The organism is Pantoea sp. S-LA4, assembly GCF_054482835.1.
On sequence record NZ_JBTLRC010000002.1, the window covers coordinates 2,528,227 to 2,544,916 of the forward strand.

Below are 16,690 nucleotides of genomic sequence, written 5' to 3' on the forward strand. Positions count from 1 at the left end.
AGTGGCGCTGGCATCCTGCACGCGTTTCCCGCAGCAAACTGACCACATCGATTCAAGGGAAGGATAAAAACCTTTTAAATGTCGCTGTTATTCTTAAATAAGCAGCAATTTTATGGGGTTTTTTACTCCTTTCTATAACCTTTTGTCAACTTTGACAAAAGTATCCAAACATTATTTCACACCTGCATCATATTATTAACAAATGATGCCCCGCTTTCCAGCTAAATCGCTTCAGTCTGTAGGGTTAATTTTAGTGTAGCGGGTATTTACACGCATGGATCGTGCATTTAACAAACATATTTTGACAGGTATCCGCGGGTTTTCCTTCCCCTTACCAGGGGTATTTTTTTGATCCAGAACACACTTCTGCCCTTTTTGCGCTAAATTCCTCCATTTTTTGGCGCAAGGCGAAACGAAGCATCCGTTTTTTTGGTGGGTAAGTTTCAGTTAAAGCAGAGATGAAATTAATTGCAGCAGGTGACTATTGAAACAGCAGGCTGGCGAAGCGGAAAAAGCTGTCAGCTATCATCAGGCGGGTAAAAAAAAGCCTCTCGTTCTGCTTACAGAATGAAAGGCTTTTTTATCGGCGTTTTGTGCCGCTCATTCCGCACAGGATCTGTGCAGCATGATGGCAACCAACTTACTCTTCGTCGTCCAGTAACAGCGTACCATCCGGATTGGCACTCAGATTGTACGGGTCATTGGTTGACTGCATGGCGTTAAAGATTGCCAGTGCCAGTTCGTTATCGCTGTCAGGATTACGACACAGCAGATACTGGGTATCCGGCAGCACCGGTAAACCTTCTGCTGCGCCCATCACCCGCAGTTCCGGACTCATCATCTCGACCGGACGTGCTGTGACGCCCAATCCCGCTTTAACCGCGGCACGAACCGCAGCCAGCGTTGACGCGACGTACGAGATACGCCACGGGATGCCCGCTTCATTAAGATGATCGATGGCCATGTCGCGATAAGGACTTGGCTCATCCAGCAGCACCAGCGGAATGGCTTCGCCACGCTGGAAAATGTAATCTGCCGCGCAGTACCACAAAGTCGGTGACGTGCGCAGGACCTGATAGGTGAAATTGCCCGGGCTGGAAGTGGTGACCACAAGGTCAACTTCGCCCTGGTTGAGCATTTCCATCATGAAAGGGTTACGTTTTACCCGCACATCAATAGCCAGCTTCGGATAAACCGAGGTAACCCGGTTCAGCAGGAACGGCAGAATGGTGTCAGAGGTATCATCGGAGGCGCCAATCGTCAGCACACCCTGAATATTGCTGTACATCAGGGAGGTGCAGGCTTCGTCATTAAAACGAAGGATTTTTCTGGCGTAACCTAAAAGCTGGATTCCGTGCTCGGTTAATAGCTTATTACGTCCATGTCTGGCAAACAGCTCTTTACCTACCAATTGCTCCAGACGTTGCATCTGCTGGCTGACGGCTGATTGCGTTCTGCAGACCGCTGCAGCGGCGGCGGCAAACGTATTGAGATCAGCAACGGCAACGAAGGTTCTCAGCAGATCGAGGTCGAGATTCAGTATCGGACGATTTGCATTAGTCATGTTTTTTTCTTCACTTATTAGATTTTTACGAACTACTACCCTGGTGTTATTACTAAGCTTATCAAAGTGATAAACAGTAATGGTGCTCAATGACAGTCCTGTGTTGAGACTGGCACAAAAAATTTCACTGACGTTTACAGACCGCTGAAGACCCATCAGAAGATCAACAGGATCAGGAAGACAGATACAACTTCTGAACCGAAGGCGCGGGGTGCGCGAATGCAGGAAGCTGCGTAGTTGTCTTATTCCCACCCAAAACAGCGAAGCGGGACAGAATGCGCGATGTTGCATCCGGTAAAGCGGAGCGGCAAGACGCACTAAATAATAAATTATACTTAATCATTTTTGACTTCAAAATGGAAATGATTTTGTGAAAAGCGCTGTAAATTTTGCGCTAAAGGCGTTTCCGGCCCCTTCTGCCAGCGGATCGCTTTCTTTTCACCTGTTCGGTGAGTCTGATCTCTGGCCGGAAGTGACAGTGAATGCCTTCTGATTCGCAAAGCTGGTGCCATCCGGACCTGATCTTTTGGCACTTCTCCGGTTATGACAAGGTGCCAACGGCATCATTCTTTAGCAGCATTAAGACCTGAGCCACGTCAACACCCCTTAAACGATGATTATTTAACCATCAATAAAATATCTTTTAACTATTTCACAGAGTGTATATTTCAAATGTCGGGAAAGGTTCAACCGTCATAAGTTCCAAAAATGTTTCATAATGTGCAAATGCAGCCCCGCCAGTGCCCGCCTCTCTCAGCTAAAAATATCGTTTAGCAATGCTGATATGGTTAGTTTAACTAATCATCAGGGTAACAAATATCTTTTGCGCTATCAGCGGCGGGAAAAGTTGCTGAACGCGCCAAAACCGAGCGGCACCCTTCTTTTGTGTTCGTGAGGAGAGTACATTGTGCTGGTTTGATTTCTGTGGCAGCCAAAAGGATTCTGCCCATTAAGGCGGTAACAATGACTTTTCAGATTGATAAATCCGGTAAGCTGGATAACGTTTGCTACGACATCCGCGGTCCGGTATTGAAAGAGGCCAAACGCCTCGAAGAAGAAGGCAACAAAGTACTCAAACTGAACATCGGTAATCCCGCGCCGTTTGGTTTTGAAGCGCCTGACGAAATTCTGGTGGATGTGATTCGTAATCTGCCGAGCGCACAGGGTTATTGCGACTCGAAAGGTTTGTATTCTGCCCGTAAAGCGATCATGCAGCATTATCAGGCACGCGATATGCGCGATGTCACCGTCGAGGATATCTACATTGGTAACGGTGTCTCTGAGCTGATCGTGCAGGCGATGCAGGCCCTGCTGAACAGTGGCGATGAGATGCTGGTACCGGCACCCGACTATCCGTTATGGACCGCAGCCGTCTCGCTGTCGAGCGGTAAAGCGGTGCATTATCTGTGTGACGAATCGGCTGGCTGGTTCCCCGACCTGGATGATATCCGCAGTAAGATCACGCCACGCACCCGCGGCATCGTTATCATCAACCCGAATAACCCCACCGGTGCGGTTTACAGCAAAGAGCTGCTGTTAGAGATCGTCGAAATTGCCCGTCAGCATAACCTGATCATTTTCGCCGATGAGATCTACGACAAAATTCTGTACGACGAAGCACAGCATCACTGCATCGCCGCGCTGGCCCCCGATCTGCTGACCGTGACCTTTAATGGCCTGTCAAAAACCTACCGTGTGGCGGGCTTCCGTCAGGGCTGGATGGTGCTGAACGGCCCGAAAAAGCACGCTAAAGGGTACATTGAAGGGCTGGAGATGCTTGCTTCAATGCGTCTCTGTGCCAACGTTCCGGCTCAGCATGCGATTCAGACCGCGCTGGGTGGCTACCAGAGCATCAGTGAATTTATCATGCCTGGCGGCCGGCTGTATGAACAGCGCCAGCGCGCCTGGGAGCTGATTAATGATATTCCCGGCGTCAGCTGCGTGAAACCGCAGGGCGCGCTCTATATGTTCCCGCGCATTGATGCGAAAAAATTCAATATCTTTGACGATCAGAAGATGGTGCTGGATTTCCTGCTGCAGGAGAAAGTGCTGCTGGTACAGGGCAGCGCCTTTAACTGGCCGTGGCCGGATCACCTGCGCATCGTCACTCTGCCGCGCGTCGATGATCTTGAGATGGCGATCAATAAGTTTGGCCGCTTCCTGCAAGGCTATCGTCAGTAATCTCAGCCGCGTATACTGACGCTATTTGGGGAGAGCCCGTCTCTCCCCTGTCGGCTCACAGGAACGCTCATGACTCAAAGCCACTTCTTTGCCCATCTCTCCCGCCTGAAACTGATTAATCGCTGGCCCCTGATGCGTAATGTGCGCACCGAAAACGTCTCTGAGCACAGTCTGCAGGTCGCGATGGTGGCGCACGCCCTGGCGTCGATTAAAAACCTCAAGTTCAACGGCACGCTCAACGCCGATCGCATCGCCATGCTGGCGCTCTACCACGATGCCAGCGAAGTGCTGACCGGCGATCTGCCGACCCCGGTGAAGTATTACAACGCGCAAATTGCCCACGAATATAAAAAGATTGAAAAAATTGCGCAGCAGAAGCTGATTGAGATGCTGCCTGAAGAGTTTCAGGCGATCTACCGTCCGCTGATTGATGAGCATCTGCACAGTGAAGAGGAACAGGCGGTCGTGAAGCAGGCGGATGCGCTCTGTGCTTACGTGAAGTGTCTGGAAGAGCTTTCCGCCGGTAACAACGAATTTCTGCTGGCCAAGGCCAGGCTGGAAAAAACCCTGGCCGACCGCCGCTCGCCGGAAATGGATTACTTCGTTGAGGTGTTTATTCCCAGTTTCAGCCTGTCACTGGATGAAATTTCACAGGATACGCCGCTCTGAATCCGCGGCGCGGAAGCGTTATTGATCCTGACGGCCAAAGCTGAAGTGCCCATCGCGATGCCGGGTCACGATTAATGACTCAAGCGAGGTGAGCGACAACGCCACCTCGTTAAATCGTGGCGTGTCAGCTGGCGCATTAACCGCAATAACCGCACAACCGGCATTCAGGCCTGAGAGAATCCCGGCTGGCGCATCTTCAACCACGACGCAGGAAGTGGCCGCTAAGCCGAGCTTTTCGGCACCCAGCAGATAAGGGTCCGGCTCGGGTTTACCTTTGGCTACCTGCTCGGCAGTAATGAACACCGCCGGTTGCGGTAATCCTGCCGCTTTATGTCGCGCATGCGCCACCGGGACGGAACCTGAAGTCACAATCGCCCAGGGGATCTGCAATTCATTAAGCGTATTCAGCAATGCGTGTGCGCCGGGCAGTGCCTGAACGCCATCAGTATCTGCCGCTTCGGCCTGTTCCAGCGCCACAAACTCCGCCTGAATCGCCGCTTCCGGCTGACCGGCCATAAAATGACGCAGTGAAGTGATCGCCTGTTTGCCGTGGATAAATGCCAGAATCTCTTCCGCTGCAATGCCGTGGCGGGCGCCCCATTGACTCCAGGCACGTTCAACCGCCGGCAGTGAATCAACTAAGGTGCCATCTAAATCAAATAGAAAACCACTGTAGTTCACGCGTCACTCCTCCTCAGGCATTAATCACTTGCGCAATTTCATTGGCGCTTAAATGGTACTGTCGCGGACAAGTCTGCCACAAAGCCAGCATACGTTGATACTTTTCCCACATCGGCGTCTGGGCATTAAACCCGTGGGAGCCGGAATCAAAATGGGTGTAGCGCCCTTCGCTGTTGACCATAAAACGCACATACCCCAGATAGCGCGCTTCGGTTGCCGCATCGAAACCGAGGAAAGCCAGACGCCGCTCTTCCAGCGTGCCTTTATCTTTCAGGTTCGACCAGGAGACGTGCAGCGCATGGTGCATCTCCATAATGTCGATCACCGTCCGGCAGGTCTCTTCGCTGAGCTCACCGAACTCTTTGTCCAGCTCGCGCATCTGCAGCGCATAGCCGCGTTCGATAATGGTTTGATAACGGCGAAAGCGCTCACCATTTTCTGGCTCAAGCATTGCCATGATTTTGTACTGGTTGGTAAGGATCAAACGCTGTGCATGGGTCATTTCCATCATTTACTCCCGGCCAGAGACCGCTCAGATAACAGACAAGGTGGAAATGATCACACAGGGCTGACGATACGGAAATCTCCGTATCGCCTTTCTTTGATCTGACTGCAGGTTCGCCGGGTTTTTAGTGTAAAAACGGCGTGACTCAGAGGTCGTCGAGGAAGGTGCGGTCCAGCTGTTTGAAAGCGCGTTTCAGCACGTCAGCCAGCGCCTGGTAGGTCGGTTTGCCTTCAACCGGGGCGATGGCCTGCCCTGCCTCTTCCAGTTTTGCCCGCACTTCATGAAACCAGTTGAGCAACGTGGGCGGAAGCGGCGTGACGGAGCGTTTACCCAGCCACCATAGCCCCTGCATCGGCAGGCTACAGGCGAACAGTGCGGTCGCGACGGCTGGCCCGAGCTGACCGCCCATCGCGATCTGCCAGGTCAGCGTAAAAATGGCCAAAGGTGGCATAAAACGAATGGCAAAACGCGTCGCTGATGAGACACGATTTTCCGGGAATACCGGTGCCAGGCGCTTATCAGCCGGCCAGGTCTTCATGTAATGCTGTCCGCGCTGAAACATCCGGAACCAGCTGGTACTGCCAGATTCATTCGCCATGGCTCACCTCAACTAATACTGCAAAGATTAAAAAATAGTTATAACTACACAACTTTACGTGACATCCTTCAATTTTTTTTGTCTTTAAAGGTGACTCCGGCTATCCTGACGCCGTTTCTCCACCTTTCTGGCAGCGACGACCGCCTTTGGGAAGAGGACGGGTCATGTTTCGACAAAGAAATTTCAAATTTTTGCGTAAAATTACTAAAATTTTTTGCGGAAAAGCAGAATTCTGACTACCGCATGATGTTTATCATTAATCTACCAGCTTTCATGGGCTACGCTGATAGTCTGATTGCGTTTTTTTTCGCCACTCTCTAAAAATAGGTACTTCCATGTCGAGTAAGTTAGTTCTGGTCCTGAACTGTGGCAGCTCTTCCCTTAAGTTTGCCATCCTCAATCCTGCCAGCGGTGACGAGTTTTTGTCTGGTCTGGCGGAATGCTTTCATCTTCCTGAAGCGCGTATTAAGTGGAAGCTGGACGGTCAAAAACAGGAAGCCCCTCTCGGTGCCGGCGCGGCGCATAGCGAAGCACTGAATTTCATTGTTAAAACCATTCTGGCACAAAAACCCGCGCTTTCGGCACAAATTGCTGCAATCGGCCATCGCATCGTTCACGGCGGCGAAAAACTGACGCAGTCCGTGGTGATCACCGAAGAGGTGATTCAGGGCATTAAAGATGCCTCTTCATTCGCCCCGCTGCACAATCCGGCCCACCTGATCGGTATCGATGAGGCGATGAAAAACTTCCCGCACCTGTCAGATAAGAATGTCGCGGTATTTGACACCGCTTTCCATCAGACAATGCCGGAAGAGTCCTATCTCTACGCGCTGCCGTACAAATTATATAAAGAACATGGCGTCCGTCGCTATGGCGCGCACGGGACCAGCCACTTCTACGTCACCCATGAAGCGGCCAAAATGCTCAACAAGCCGCTGGCGTCACTGAACATCATTACCTGTCACCTCGGCAACGGCGGTTCTGTCTCGGCAATCCGCAATGGTGAGTGCGTCGATACCTCAATGGGTCTGACGCCGCTGGAAGGTCTGGTGATGGGTACCCGCAGTGGTGATATCGATCCGGCTATCATCTTCTTCCTGCACGACACCCTCGGCATGAGTGTGGATGCGATCAACAAGCTGCTGACCAAAGAGTCTGGCCTGTTAGGGCTGACCGAAGTGACCAGCGACTGCCGTTATGTTGAAGAGAACTACACCACCAAAGAAGATGCGAAGCGCGCGATGGATGTGTTCTGTCATCGCCTGGCGAAATATATCGGCAGCTATACCGCGCTGATGGATGGCCGTCTTGACGCCGTGGTCTTCACCGGCGGCATCGGTGAAAACGCCGCGATGGTGCGTGAACTGTCGCTGAAAAAGCTGGCGCTACTCGGTTTCGAAGTCGATCACGATCGTAACCTGGCGGCCCGCTTTGGCCAGTCCGGCTACATCAATAAAGAAGGGACCCGCCCGGCGTTGGTGATTCCAACCAACGAAGAGTTGGTCATCGCCCAGGACGCTGCGCGTCTGACTGCGTAATCACTTCTCTCCGTCAGCTCAGGCTGACGGAGTTGTTTTTGACACCCTGCAATTCCTGAGAGGTTCAATCGTGTCACGTACAATTATGCTCATTCCGACCGGCACCAGCGTCGGCCTGACCAGCGTCAGCCTCGGCGTCATTCGCGCCATGGAACGTAAAGGCGTGCGTCTCAGCGTCTTCAAGCCGATTGCTCAGCCGCGTTCTGGCGGCGATACCCCGGATCAAACCACCACCATCATCCGTAAGAACTCATCGATTCCTGCCGCTGAACCGCTGCAGATGTCACGGGTAGAATCTCTGCTGGGATCGAACCAGCAGGATGTGCTGATGGAAGAAATTATCTCCCGTTACCATGCCAACACCCAGGATGCCGAAGTGGTGCTGGTGGAAGGCCTGGTCCCGACCCGTAAGCATCAGTTCGCTAACGCGCTGAACTACGAAATCGCGAAAACCCTGAATGCGGAAATCGTCTTCGTGATGGCGCTGGGCAATGACTCTCCGGCCCAGCTGAAAGAACGCATTGAGCTGACCCAAAGCAGCTTTGGCGGACAGAAGAATAAGAACATCACCGGCGTGATCATCAACAAACTGAATGCGCCCGTCGATGAACAAGGGCGTACCCGCCCTGACCTGTCAGAGATCTTTGATGACTCGTCAAAAGCCAGCATCGCCAATATCGATCCTAAGCAGCTGTTTTCCGACAGCCCGCTGCCGGTATTAGGCTGCGTGCCGTGGAGCTTCGATCTGATCGCGACCCGCGCCATCGATATGTGCCGTCACCTCAATGCGCGCATCATCAACGAAGGTGAGATTCAGACCCGCCGGGTGAAATCCGTTACCTTCTGCGCCCGCAGCATTCCGCACATGCTGGAGCATTTCCGCCCTGGCTCGCTGCTGGTTACCTCTGCTGACCGTCCGGATGTGCTGGTTGCCGCCTGCCTGGCCGCGATGAACGGCATCGAGATTGGTGCGATACTGCTGACCGGTAACTATGAGATTGACGAGCGCATCGCGAAACTGTGTGAGCGCGCGTTCCAGACCGGCCTGCCGGTGTTTATGGTGAAAACCAACACCTGGCAAACCTCACTCAGCCTGCAGAGCTTCAACCTGGAAGTGCCGGCTGATGATACCCAGCGCATTGAAAAAGTGCAGGAGTATGTCGCCAGCTACATCAATGCTGACTGGATTGAGTCACTGACCGCCACCTCTGAACGCAGCCGTCGTCTGTCACCGCCAGCCTTCCGCTATCAGCTGACCGAGCTGGCGCGTAAAGCAGGCAAACGTGTGGTGCTGCCAGAAGGTGATGAGCCGCGTACCGTGAAAGCCGCCGCGATCTGTGCCGAACGCGGCATCGCGACCTGCGTGCTGTTAGGTAATCCGGATGAGATCCAGCGTGTCGCTGCTGCACAGGGCGTTGAGCTCGGTAAAGGCGTCGAGATTGTCGATCCGGCTCAGGTACGTGAAAACTACGTGCCGCGTCTGGTTGAGCTGCGTAAGAGCAAAGGCATGACCGAAGTGGTGGCGCAGGAACAGCTGGAAGATAACGTGGTGCTTGGCACCATGATGCTGGAAAGTGGCGAAGTCGACGGTCTGGTTTCCGGTGCCGTCCACACTACCGCGAATACCATTCGTCCACCGTTGCAGCTGATCAAAACCGCGCCAAACAGTTCGCTGGTGTCGTCGGTGTTCTTTATGCTGCTGCCTGAGCAGGTGCTGGTCTACGGTGACTGCGCCATTAACCCGGACCCGACCGCTGAACAGCTGGCCGAGATCGCGATTCAGTCAGCCGATTCCGCCAAAGCCTTTGGTATCGACCCGCGTGTGGCGATGATCTCCTACTCCACCGGCACCTCGGGTGCAGGTAGCGATGTGGAAAAAGTGCGTGAAGCCACGCGTATCGCGCAGGAGAAACGTCCTGATCTGGTGATCGATGGTCCGCTGCAGTATGACGCCGCGATCATGGAAGATGTGGCGAAGTCGAAAGCGCCAAATTCACAGGTTGCCGGTCGCGCGACGGTGTTCATCTTCCCGGATCTCAACACCGGTAATACCACTTACAAAGCGGTACAGCGTTCTGCCGATCTGATCTCTATTGGTCCGATGCTGCAGGGGATGCGTAAACCGGTCAACGACCTGTCACGCGGCGCGCTGGTGGATGATATCGTCTACACCATCGCTCTGACCGCTATTCAGTCACAGCAGGCTGAAGGCTAAGCATTAATCTGACAGAGAGGGCATGCCACGGCGCATGCCCTTTTTTTTATCTGCGATCGCGTAACCGCCTGCCACCACCGATTCAGGTGAACGGCACAGGCAGCGCGGTTCACTCGTTTATCAGGCGCGGTTCTCGCCGTTGCGGCTCATCCACAACGACAACGCCTTCAGCGAATCGTCGGTAAACTCATCACAACGTGCGGTGATCTCATCAGGCGTCATCCAGATGATCTCATCGACTTCGGTTTCCTGCATCGCAAAGGGTCCGTGTGACACACAGCTGAACAGCCCGCCCCAGACGCGGCAGTGTTCATCTTCGAAGTAGAATTTGCCATGTTCGGCAAAGGGTACATCGGCGATGCCCAGCTCCTCTTCCGCTTCACGTCGCGCCGACTCCAGCATATCTTCGCCGCTCTGCACAACACCGCCGGCGGTCGCGTCCAGTTTGCCCGGCATAAAATCTTTGATCTCGGTACGACGCTGTACCAGAATCTTGCCCATACCGTCATGTACCACGATATAGGTGGCGCGGTGACGCAGGCATTGAGCACGCATCTGTGCGCGTGTCGCCTGAGCAACGACTTCATTCTCTTCGCTAACGATATCGACCCACTCGACATCATCACCCGCAATGTGATCCACCATCCGTAACCCTTTCCTGTTTAGCGTGCCTGGATGCACGCGCTGTTTACCACGTTATTCTCATAGTGTGGCGTAAGGTAATCACTTCCGTTAGCTTGAGCAAGCCTCGAAAGCTATCGATTTTTACCGCTTTCAGCTAACCACAGTTGTACTGAGGCACGCTGCCACTGAAACTCAGCATAGTGCTGTAAGCGTGCGGGTAACGGATCGCCATGCAGTACCAGTCGGTTGAGCATCACCGCCAGATCGGTATCGGCAATTGACCATTCACCAAACAGATTTTGCTGCCCTTCGGGTAACAGACGTTCAACTGCCGTAACCAGCTTATCCACCGCCTGCTGCGCTGAGGCGGTCAGCGGTGAAAATCGCTCGCCGGCAAACAGCACTTCAGTCGGCCGCTCCTGTCGGATCCACAGAAAATCGCTGCGTAGCCAGGCCTGAATCTCTCTTGCCCGCGCCCGTTTTTCACGGTCGCGTGGATAGAGACGTTCAAATTCGGGAGCCGGAAACCGCTCTTCGAGATATTCGCCGATCGCCGACGATTCGCTCAGCAGAAAGTCATCGATCTGCAGCGTGGGAACCCGGCAGGTTAACGAGAGCTCACGATAGGCCGCCGCGAATTGCTGATTCTGCGACAAATCAACCCGCTTCAGGGTAAACGGAATACCCTTTTCGGTGAGCGCAACGTAAGCCGACATGGCGTAAGGACTGAAAAATGATGAATCTGACCACAGGGTGATGGGCGGATAATTCATCGGTTACCTCAATTGGCTGTCAGGATTGCATCATGTTTACCGACTTTTATTTCTGAAGGCAACGCTGAGCTGGTCCGATGTTTCGCCTGATTGCAAGAAAGCGCGACGCGACTCACCTCACACTGGCCTTACTCTTCTATGCTGAAGAGAATAAATAACAACAACGTCAAGGGAGCCGCAACATGCACATTCTTATTACCGGTGGAACGGGATTGATAGGTCGTCATCTGATTCCTCGCCTGCAACAGCTCGGTCACCAGATCAGTGTAGTGACGCGTGACGTGGTGAGCGCGCGTGAAAAACTGGGCGAAGGCGTGGCGCTCTGGTCAGGGCTGTCGCAACAGTCCGATCTCAATAATGTTGATGCGGTGATCAACCTGGCGGGCGAGCCCATTGCCGACAAACGCTGGACTGAACCGCATAAGCAGCAGTTATGCGAAAGCCGCTGGCAGATCACGGAACAGATCGCCTCACTGATCAACGCCAGCACCACGCCGCCGGCGGTGCTGATCTCCGGCTCGGCAACCGGTTTTTACGGCGACAGCGGCGATGTGGTGCTGACCGAAGAGGACCCCGGACACGACGAATTTACCCATCAACTTTGCGCGCGCTGGGAGCAGCTGGCGCTCGCGGCCGAAAGCGATCGCACCCGCGTCTGCCTGTTGCGTACCGGCGTGGTGCTGGCTGCCGAGGGCGGTGCGCTCAGCAAAATGAAGCTGCCGTTTAAGCTGGGAATCGGCGGGCCGATCGGCAGCGGCAAGCAATATATGCCGTGGATCCATCTTGACGATATGCTCAGCGCGATTATCTGGCTGCTGGATCATGACGATCTGCGCGGCCCATTCAACATGGTCGCGCCTTACGCGGTACGCAATGAGCAGTTTGCCGCCATTCTGGGGCGGGTGATGCACCGTCCGGCCTTTATGCGCACGCCCGCCAGCGCCATCAAACTGATGATGGGGGAATCCGCCGTGCTGGTACTGGGTGGACAGCATGTGATACCGAAACGGCTGGAGGCGTCGGGATTTACTTTCCGCTGGTATGATTTACAGCAGGCGTTGCAGGATGTGGTGAAGCATTAACGAACGCGATCGGCGAATCATCACCGGCGTGCAGGCGCAGCACCGTCAGCCGGTGCCGTCTGGCGAAGCGGTGTCAACGCTGACGATAACGCGCAGCCTGTGCGCTACCGTCAGCCGCACCTCATGACCTGGCCCGCATCAGCCACACGCGGGCGCAGCGTTACTTCAGCGAGCCTTTCAGGAACTGCTGCAGACGAGCACTCTTCGGGCTGCCAAACAGCTCCACTGGCGTGCCCTGTTCTTCGATCTTGCCCTGATGCAGGAAAATGACGTGGCTGGAGACGTGGCGGGCAAATTCCATTTCGTGCGTGACCACTACCATGGTTTTCCCCTCTTCCGCCAGTTTCTGCATAATGCGCAGCACTTCGCCCACCAGTTCCGGATCGAGCGCTGAAGTTGGCTCATCAAACAGCAGCACTTCCGGCTCCATTGCCAGCGCGCGTGCAATTGACACGCGCTGCTGCTGACCGCCGGAGAGATGAACCGGATATTTCGCCTGTGCCCGCGCATCAATCCCGACCTTATCGAGATATTTGATCGCCCGTTCACGCGCTTCCGCTTTACTCAGTCCCAGCACCTGAATCGGCGCTTCCATAACGTTTTCCAGCACCGTCATGTGGCTCCACAGATTAAAGTGCTGGAACACCATGGTCAGGCTGGTACGCAGTGCGCGCAGCTGCTCTTTGTTCGCTACCTTGAGCTGACCATCTTTGTCGCGGACTAAGTTGATCTGCTGATTGTTGACCACGATGGTGCCTTCGCTCGGTTTTTCGAGGAAGTTGATGCAGCGTAAAAAGGTACTTTTCCCCGAACCGGACGATCCAATGATAGTGATCACATCGCCCGCGTTGGCGGTTAACGAGACCCCTTTCAGCACTTCATGTTCACCGTAACGTTTATGCAATTCGGTGACGCTTAATTTATTGTCAGCCATAGTTCTACTCAATGCGATGAAGAGGGTTTTACATGAGCCAGCCAGCGGCGTTCCGCAACACGGAACAGGCTGATTAACACGTAAGAAATGATCAGGTACAGCACTGCGGCCAGGCCGAACGCGGTAAACGGCTGATAGGTCGCCGAGTTAATATCTCGCGCGATTTTCAGCAAGTCCGGTACCGTAGCGGTAAACGCCAGCGCAGTGGAGTGCAGCATTAAAATCACTTCGTTGCTGTAAGCGGGTAACGCGGTGCGCAGCGCCGACGGCAGAATAATGCAGCGATAGAGTTTAAAGGTAGAGAAGCCATAGGCCCGCGCTGCCTCAATTTCACCGTGTGGCACCGAGCGGATCGCACCGGCAAAAATTTCGGTGGTGTAAGCGCAGGTATTCAGGGTAAACGCCAGCAAGGTACAGTTCAGTCCGCTGCGGAAAAAAGCGTTCAGCAGTTCGGTGCCCTTAACAATTTCCAGCGTATACATCCCCGAATAGAACACCAGCAACTGCACGTAGAGCGGCGTACCGCGAAACACATAGGTGAACAACCAGACCGGGAAACTGATAAACCGGTTCGGCGAAACCCGCGCAATCGCCAGCAGGATCGCCAGCGTTCCGCCGATCACCACCGAGAGGATTAGCAGCCACAGCGTAATGGCGACGCCGGTAAAGCGATAACCGTCGGTCCAGAGCAGCGATTTCCAGTATTCCTGAATGATATCAATCATAACTCGCCCTCTTCACGCCGACCGTGTAGCGCCGGTTGAGCCACCACAGCACGCCGTTCGACAGCGTGGTGAAGACCAGATAAATGACGCCCGCCACAATCGCGAAGTAGAACGGTTGCCAGGTACTTTTACCGGCCAGCTGAGTGGCTTTCACCACATCTTCCAGCCCCAGCAGGGAGACCAGCGCCGTCGCCTTGAGGATAACCTGCCAGTTGTTGCCAATGCCCGGCAGCGCATAGCGCATCATTGCCGGAAACAGTATGCGGCGGAACACCTGTGAACCGGTGAAACCAAAGGCGGTTGCCGCTTCGATCTGCCCTTTTGGCACCGCCATGAAGGCGCCGCGAAAGGTTTCAGTGAAGTAAGCACCATAGATAAAGCCGAGCGTGATGATACCCGCGACCATCGGGTCGATATCAAACTGGGCCAGACCCAGCGCGTCGGTCACCTGATTGAGCACAATCTGCAGACCGTAGAAGATCAGCAGCATAAGAACGAGGTCCGGCACACCGCGAATCAGGGTGGTGTAGCCTTCAAAAATCATCGCCAGCAGTCGGTTACGGGACAGTTTGGCACCGGCCCCGATCAGGCCGAGCAGCACTGCCAGTACCACTGAGGTCAGCGCCAGTTCCAGCGTCACCAGCGTGCCCCGAAGAATTACATCAGAATAGCCATACAGCATCGAAAGGGTCCTGTCGTGCGGTGGAAACGGAACGCTGCCCGCCAGTAGTGCGCGGGCAGCTTTGCTCAGCCAGGTCGTTGCGGATGTCAGCAGGCCGGTCAATGCCAGTGACAACAACGCCGACCGCTGTCGGCAATTGCTGCACCTGCATCCGGTCCGCTCACCTCAGCAATCAGTCGGCAGAGCGACAGGATGGTTAGTCGCCGTACACATTAAAGTCGAAATACTTCTTCGCAATCTTGTCGTAGGTGCCATCTTTACGCATCTCAGCAAAGGCTTTGTCGATGGCGGCTTTCAGTTCGCTGTCATCTTTACGCAGCCCCATACCGGTACCGACGCCGAAGATTTTGTCATCTTTCACTGCCGGACCGGCGAACGCGTAGTTTTTACCAACCGGCTGCTTCAGGAACCCTTCGCTCGCCTGGACTTCGTCCTGGAACGCGGCATCAATTCGCCCGGCATTGAGATCCTGATAGACCAGATCCTGGTTGGCATACGGCGTCACGTTGACGCCTTTTGGCCGCCAGTTCTGGTTGGCGTAGGTTTCCTGCGTAGTCCCCTGTAACAGGCCGATATTTTTGCCTTTCAGCGACTCAATCGTCGGCTCGATTTTTGAACCTTTCGGTGCCACTAAGCGCGCGTTGGCGGCGTAGAGTTTTTCCGAGAAGGCAATTTCTTCCTGACGTTTTGCTGTGATCGAAAGAGAAGAGATGATGGCGTCAATCTTCTTCGCTTTCAGCGAAGGGATCAGCGCGTCGAAGTCGCTCTCAACGTAGGTACATTGGGTATGAATGCGTTTACAGATTTCGTTAGCGAGGTCGATATCAAAGCCCACTAACTGCCCTTGCGCGTTTTTTGACTCAAACGGTGGGTAGGTTGGATCTGTACCGATGCGGATTGAACCTGGCACCGCCGCAAATACGCTGGCAGCACTGGATAAACCCAGCATCAGGGAAAGAGCCAGAACACGCTTTTTCATAGATTACCCTCAAGTGAAGTGCTTTTTGTTATGTGGTTCGTGATGTGTTTGCGCAAAGTAATTTGCATGTTTCATGCCAGTTCTGCAAGTTATCCGCGCACTTAGCGTGACGTGGGACAGCCGAAAACGCTGAGTTTGTCAGGGGAATATAACAGTGAAGTAAAAGAGAAAAAGCGATGATGTTAACTTTTGGTGCATCAAATGCACGAAGAGTGATCCGAGGCGCGCTTATGCACTAAATAAGTGCGCCAGCGGAACTTTATGCACCCTGCCAGCGCGTGAACAAATCCTCTGGCAATTCGATATCAAACTGATCGATGACCCGATTAACCGTTTGATCAACCAGTTGCTCAATGGTTTCAGGACGATGATAAAACGCCGGTACCGGTGGCATGATAATCGCGCCCAGCTCGGCCGCGGTGGTCATCATGCGCAGGTGGCCAACGTGCAGCGGTGTTTCCCGCACGCACAGAACCAGCCTGCGCCGCTCTTTTAATACCACGTCAGCCGCACGGGTCAGCAGCGAATCGCTGTAGCTGTGGACAATGCCGGACAGGGTCTTCATTGAGCACGGCAAAATCGCCATTCCCAGGGTTTTAAACGATCCTGATGAGATGCTTGCTGCAATATCGCGCACGTCATGCACCACATCGGCCAGCGCCTGCACGTCACGCAGTGAGTAATCACTCTCCAGCCCCAGCGTCTGACGCGCCGCCTGGCTCATCACCAGATGGGTTTCCACCTCATCGACCTGCTGCAAAACCTGCAGCATACGCACGCCATAAATCACCCCGCTGGCGCCAGAGATGCCAATGATGAGTCGTTTCATATTCCAACCTTGCTGTATCCGGATGCACCATCATAACGCGGCCAGGCGATTTCTGAAAACAAACAGGGCGGGATTGCTCCCGCCCTGCTTTCTCTGCTTTAACGCTGGCGC

At 53.9% G+C, this 16,690-nt stretch carries 16 protein-coding genes; 5 read left to right on the forward strand and 11 right to left on the reverse strand.

Going from position 1 to position 16,690, the window contains the following annotated elements; translation table 11 throughout:
- Nucleotides 1-640: 640 nt before the first annotated feature.
- Nucleotides 641-1,564, reverse strand: coding sequence for a transcriptional regulator LrhA (gene lrhA, locus ACX3P5_RS12540; RefSeq protein WP_021509211.1), 924 nt, complete (start codon nucleotides 1,562-1,564; stop codon nucleotides 641-643).
- Between the two features lie 963 nt (nucleotides 1,565-2,527).
- Between lrhA and ACX3P5_RS12545 the strand changes: the two genes are divergently transcribed.
- Both ACX3P5_RS12545 and yfbR read left to right on the forward strand, forming a co-directional pair.
- Nucleotides 2,528-3,745: a pyridoxal phosphate-dependent aminotransferase gene (locus ACX3P5_RS12545; RefSeq protein ID WP_233987535.1), complete on the forward strand. Its 1,218-nt coding sequence runs from the start codon at nucleotides 2,528-2,530 to the stop codon at nucleotides 3,743-3,745.
- A 69-nt stretch (nucleotides 3,746-3,814) separates the two neighbouring features.
- Complete coding sequence (yfbR, locus tag ACX3P5_RS12550) at nucleotides 3,815-4,414, forward strand: 5'-deoxynucleotidase (protein WP_233987534.1); 600 nt, start codon at nucleotides 3,815-3,817, stop codon at nucleotides 4,412-4,414.
- A gap of 18 nt (nucleotides 4,415-4,432) precedes the next feature.
- Here yfbR and ACX3P5_RS12555 read toward each other — a convergent pair whose 3' ends face one another.
- The 3 genes from ACX3P5_RS12555 to yfbV all read right to left on the reverse strand — a co-directional run bounded on the left by ACX3P5_RS12555 (nucleotide 4,433) and on the right by yfbV (nucleotide 6,198).
- Nucleotides 4,433-5,095 carry a sugar phosphatase gene (locus tag ACX3P5_RS12555; RefSeq protein ID WP_458968791.1) on the reverse strand — a complete coding sequence of 221 codons (663 nt, stop codon included), beginning with the start codon at nucleotides 5,093-5,095 and terminating at the stop codon, nucleotides 4,433-4,435.
- A gap of 13 nt (nucleotides 5,096-5,108) precedes the next feature.
- Complete coding sequence (locus tag ACX3P5_RS12560) at nucleotides 5,109-5,603, reverse strand: YfbU family protein (RefSeq protein ID WP_233988141.1); 495 nt, start codon at nucleotides 5,601-5,603, stop codon at nucleotides 5,109-5,111.
- Nucleotides 5,604-5,745: 142 nt separating this feature from the next.
- Nucleotides 5,746-6,198, reverse strand: a complete 453-nt coding sequence (yfbV, locus tag ACX3P5_RS12565; protein ID WP_233987532.1) for a terminus macrodomain insulation protein YfbV — start codon at nucleotides 6,196-6,198, stop codon at nucleotides 5,746-5,748.
- Between the two features lie 335 nt (nucleotides 6,199-6,533).
- Here yfbV and ackA point away from each other — a divergent pair, with 335 nt between their 5' ends.
- A complete protein-coding gene (gene ackA, locus ACX3P5_RS12570; protein ID WP_233987531.1) occupies nucleotides 6,534-7,736 on the forward strand; it encodes an acetate kinase in 1,203 nt (400 codons plus the stop codon).
- 70 nt (nucleotides 7,737-7,806) lie between these two features.
- Nucleotides 7,807-9,951: a phosphate acetyltransferase gene (gene pta / locus ACX3P5_RS12575; protein ID WP_442956303.1), complete on the forward strand. Its 2,145-nt coding sequence runs from the start codon at nucleotides 7,807-7,809 to the stop codon at nucleotides 9,949-9,951.
- A 120-nt stretch (nucleotides 9,952-10,071) separates the two neighbouring features.
- On the opposite strand, the gene yfcD is transcribed toward pta, so the two are convergent.
- Nucleotides 10,072-10,596 (reverse strand): NUDIX hydrolase YfcD, encoded by a 525-nt coding sequence (gene yfcD / locus ACX3P5_RS12580; RefSeq protein ID WP_233987530.1) that lies wholly within the window; start codon nucleotides 10,594-10,596, stop codon nucleotides 10,072-10,074.
- Between the two features lie 110 nt (nucleotides 10,597-10,706).
- Nucleotides 10,707-11,348: a glutathione transferase gene (gene yfcF, locus ACX3P5_RS12585; protein WP_233987529.1), complete on the reverse strand. Its 642-nt coding sequence runs from the start codon at nucleotides 11,346-11,348 to the stop codon at nucleotides 10,707-10,709.
- Nucleotides 11,349-11,530: 182 nt separating this feature from the next.
- Between yfcF and ACX3P5_RS12590 the strand changes: the two genes are divergently transcribed.
- Nucleotides 11,531-12,430 carry a TIGR01777 family oxidoreductase gene (locus tag ACX3P5_RS12590; protein WP_233987528.1) on the forward strand — a complete coding sequence of 300 codons (900 nt, stop codon included), beginning with the start codon at nucleotides 11,531-11,533 and terminating at the stop codon, nucleotides 12,428-12,430.
- Between the two features lie 160 nt (nucleotides 12,431-12,590).
- Here the strand turns inward: ACX3P5_RS12590 and hisP are convergent, their stop codons facing one another.
- The 5 genes from hisP to ACX3P5_RS12615 all read right to left on the reverse strand — a co-directional run bounded on the left by hisP (nucleotide 12,591) and on the right by ACX3P5_RS12615 (nucleotide 16,579).
- Complete coding sequence (hisP, locus tag ACX3P5_RS12595) at nucleotides 12,591-13,364, reverse strand: histidine ABC transporter ATP-binding protein HisP (RefSeq protein WP_233987527.1); 774 nt, start codon at nucleotides 13,362-13,364, stop codon at nucleotides 12,591-12,593.
- A gap of 8 nt (nucleotides 13,365-13,372) precedes the next feature.
- A complete protein-coding gene (locus ACX3P5_RS12600) occupies nucleotides 13,373-14,089 on the reverse strand; it encodes an ABC transporter permease (protein ID WP_233987526.1) in 717 nt (238 codons plus the stop codon).
- Nucleotides 14,082-14,771 (reverse strand): histidine ABC transporter permease HisQ, encoded by a 690-nt coding sequence (locus ACX3P5_RS12605; protein WP_233988139.1) that lies wholly within the window; start codon nucleotides 14,769-14,771, stop codon nucleotides 14,082-14,084. The genes ACX3P5_RS12600 and ACX3P5_RS12605 overlap by 8 nt, the downstream gene beginning before the upstream one ends.
- Nucleotides 14,772-14,967: 196 nt before the next feature.
- The gene (gene argT, locus ACX3P5_RS12610) at nucleotides 14,968-15,750 is read right to left on the reverse strand and encodes a lysine/arginine/ornithine ABC transporter substrate-binding protein ArgT (protein ID WP_233987525.1); all 783 of its coding nucleotides are present in this window, start codon (nucleotides 15,748-15,750) and stop codon (nucleotides 14,968-14,970) included.
- 259 nt (nucleotides 15,751-16,009) lie between these two features.
- Entirely contained in the window at nucleotides 16,010-16,579 is a 570-nt protein-coding gene (locus tag ACX3P5_RS12615) for a UbiX family flavin prenyltransferase (protein WP_336755650.1), read from the reverse strand.
- Nucleotides 16,580-16,690 lie beyond the last annotated feature (111 nt).

Excerpts from the sequence above, each read along its gene's own strand:
- argT (WP_233987525.1), bottom strand. The coding sequence starts at position 15,750 with ATGAAAAAGCGTGTTCTGGCTCTTTCCCTGATGCTGGGTTTATCCAGT.
- hisP (WP_233987527.1), bottom strand. The coding sequence starts at position 13,364 with ATGGCTGACAATAAATTAAGCGTCACCGAATTGCATAAACGTTACGGT.
- ACX3P5_RS12545 (WP_233987535.1), top strand. The coding sequence starts at position 2,528 with ATGACTTTTCAGATTGATAAATCCGGTAAGCTGGATAACGTTTGCTAC.
- ACX3P5_RS12600 (WP_233987526.1), bottom strand. The coding sequence starts at position 14,089 with ATGATTGATATCATTCAGGAATACTGGAAATCGCTGCTCTGGACCGAC.
- yfbR (WP_233987534.1), top strand. The coding sequence starts at position 3,815 with ATGACTCAAAGCCACTTCTTTGCCCATCTCTCCCGCCTGAAACTGATT.
- lrhA (WP_021509211.1), bottom strand. The coding sequence starts at position 1,564 with ATGACTAATGCAAATCGTCCGATACTGAATCTCGACCTCGATCTGCTG.
- ACX3P5_RS12605 (WP_233988139.1), bottom strand. The coding sequence starts at position 14,771 with ATGCTGTATGGCTATTCTGATGTAATTCTTCGGGGCACGCTGGTGACG.
- ACX3P5_RS12615 (WP_336755650.1), bottom strand. The coding sequence starts at position 16,579 with ATGAAACGACTCATCATTGGCATCTCTGGCGCCAGCGGGGTGATTTAT.
- yfcD (WP_233987530.1), bottom strand. The coding sequence starts at position 10,596 with ATGGTGGATCACATTGCGGGTGATGATGTCGAGTGGGTCGATATCGTT.
- ACX3P5_RS12560 (WP_233988141.1), bottom strand. The coding sequence starts at position 5,603 with ATGGAAATGACCCATGCACAGCGTTTGATCCTTACCAACCAGTACAAA.
- yfbV (WP_233987532.1), bottom strand. The coding sequence starts at position 6,198 with ATGGCGAATGAATCTGGCAGTACCAGCTGGTTCCGGATGTTTCAGCGC.
- ACX3P5_RS12590 (WP_233987528.1), top strand. The coding sequence starts at position 11,531 with ATGCACATTCTTATTACCGGTGGAACGGGATTGATAGGTCGTCATCTG.
- ackA (WP_233987531.1), top strand. The coding sequence starts at position 6,534 with ATGTCGAGTAAGTTAGTTCTGGTCCTGAACTGTGGCAGCTCTTCCCTT.
- yfcF (WP_233987529.1), bottom strand. The coding sequence starts at position 11,348 with ATGAATTATCCGCCCATCACCCTGTGGTCAGATTCATCATTTTTCAGT.